The organism is Micromonospora yasonensis (assembly GCF_026013475.1).
Lineage (GTDB): Bacteria > Actinomycetota > Actinomycetes > Mycobacteriales > Micromonosporaceae > Micromonospora > Micromonospora yasonensis.
Map to the genome: position 1 here is coordinate 1 of NZ_JAPDPH010000412.1, position 2,538 is coordinate 2,538.

Below are 2,538 nucleotides of genomic sequence, written 5' to 3' on the forward strand. Positions count from 1 at the left end.
ACCGTGTCCAGCACCGCGCCGCACAGCTCCACCCTGCCGCCGGACCGGCCCCGCCCGCCGGTGCAGACCCACCGGGGCCGCAGCCTGCCGTTCACCGTGGACGGACCGGCCGTCGCCGCCCTCGACGGGCTGGCCCGGCGGGCCGGCGCTACCGTCAACGCGGTCGCCCTGGCCGGGCTCGCCGCCCTGCTCCGCCAGGCCACCGGCCAGGACGACCTGCTGCTCGGCATGCCGGCGGCCGGCCGGTCCGGCACCGAACTCGAGCCGCTGATCGGCTGCTTCGCCAACATGCTGGTGCTGCGGATCGACACCTCCGGTGACCCCACCGTCCGGGACCTCGTACGCCGGGCGCACCGCACGGTCAGCGACGCGTACGCCCACCAGGAGGCGCCGTACGCGCGGGTGGTGGAGGAGGTCCGGCCGCCCCGCGACCCGAGCGTGAACCCGCTGTTCCAGGTGATGGCCACGATGACGGACGGGGACGCGGCCGAGCGGCACGCCGCCGGGGCGGTCTTCCGCCCGTACGCGGCGACGAACGGGCTCACCGACTTCGACCTGTTCGTCAGCCTCACCCGGCACGCCGACCGGATCGAGGGCGCGGTCGACTACAACTCCGACCTCTACCTCGACGAGACGGTGGCCCGCACCGTGGGCCGGCTGCCGGAACTGCTGGCCGCGCTGGCCGCCGACCCGGACCGGCCGCTGTCCGAGGTGGCCGGGCTGCGCCGGCACCGGGTCGCCCTGGCCGCCACGTTCACCGTCGACCCGCTGCGCGACCCGGTCGAGTTCTGGCTACGGTTCCTGCGCACCCCCGCCGACGTCGAGTTGGTCGGCTACGGCCAACTGGTGGCGCACCTGCTCGCCGGGTCTGACGCCGATGCCACGGTCTGCCTGCTGCGCTGGGAGGACTGGCTGCGCCGCCGGGAGGGAGACGAGGCCGACACCCTCGACCGGGCGATGAACGACCTGAGCGTGGCGGTCGGGGCGTACCGGGCGCGAACCGCGGCGCCGCTGCTGCTGGTGGTCTGCCCGCCCTCACCCGCCTTCGCCGACCGGCGGGTGCTGGCCGGCCGGCTCGACGACCGGCTCACCGCGCTGGCCGCCCGCACCCCCGGGGTGCACGCCGTCTGGGCGATCGACCACGGTGGCCGGTACCCGGTCAGCGAGGTGGCCGACGTGCGGGCCGACGAGCTGGGGCACGTGCCGTACAGCGGGGAGTACTTCGCCGCGCTGGGCACCGTGGTGGTGCGCGAGCTGCGGCGCGCGGTCGGGCAGTCGCGCCGGCTGGTCCTGGTCGACGCCGCCCGGCTGCCGGTGGACCGGCTCGCCGAGGCGCTCCCCGGTCACGAGGTGCGCGCCGTCCCGGCCGGCGGGTACGCCGCCGCCCTCGCCGACGCCGACGCGGGCACGGCCGTGGTCCTCGACCCCGACCCGGAGGCCGTGGCGGCGGTCCGCGAGGCGTACCCGGGGATGCTGGCGCTGACCGTCCCGGACGGGTGGGACGAGCTGCGCCGCCACCTCGCCCACGTCTGGCCGCTGGACCCGCCCACGGCCGGCGCCCCGAGCGACGCCGACGGGCTGGCCGCGCCGATCGGCGCGGAGCGGGCGGCGTACCTGGTCGAGGAGCTGAGCAGCGCGGCGGCGGTCGCCGAGCGGTGCCGGCCCGCGCCGGCCGCGCCGGCCGACGGGGACGGCGCCGAGCTGGTCGCCCCGCGCACCCCGACCGAGGAACGGTTGGCCGGCCTCTGGGCCGCCGCCCTCGGCGTCGAGCAGGTCGGCGTGACCAGCGACTTCTTCGGCCTGGGGGGACACTCCCTGCTCGCCACCCACCTGCTCTCCCAGGTGCAGGCCGAGTTCGGTCGGGAGGTGTCGCTCTACACCCTCTTCACCCACCCGACGGTCGCGCAGCTCGCCACCGTGCTCGACGGCGACGGCGACGGCACCGCTCTTCCCCCGCTCACCCCGGCCCCGTCCGACGCGCCCGCGCTGGCCTCCTCGACGCAGGTCCGGCTCTGGGCCCTCGACCAGCTCGGCGACGACGTCGTCCGGCACAACACCACCGCCGCCGTCGAGCTGCGCGGCGACCTGGACGCCGACGCGCTGCGCCAGGCCCTGGCGGACGTGGTGGCCCGGCACGAGGTGCTGCGGACCACCTTCCACGACCGCGGCGGCGAGCCGGAGCCGGTGGTCCACCCGCACCTCGACCCGTGGGTGGCACCGCTCGACCTCACCACGCTGCCCGACGCCAAGCAGGCCCGCGCGCTGCGCCGGGCGGTCACCGGCCACGCCGCCCACCGGTACGACCTCGCCGCGGGCCCCCTGCTGCGCGCCCAACTGGTCCGGCTCGCCGAGGGACGGCACCAGCTGCTGCTCGGCATGCATCACATCGTCTGCGACAACACCTCGTGGAGCATCCTGCTCACCGAACTCGCCGCCCGGTACGCCCACCACAGCACCGGCGCCGGGGAGCCGCTGCCGCCGCTGCCCGTGCAGTTCGCCGACTACGCCCGCCACCAGCGGGACTGGCTGGACTCCCCG

General features: G+C 76.9%; 1 protein-coding gene. It reads left to right on the forward strand.

The window, feature by feature from the left end:
• On the forward strand, positions 1–2,538 hold a 2,538-nt coding region (locus ONA70_RS35885), incomplete at both ends, for a condensation domain-containing protein (RefSeq protein ID WP_265010919.1).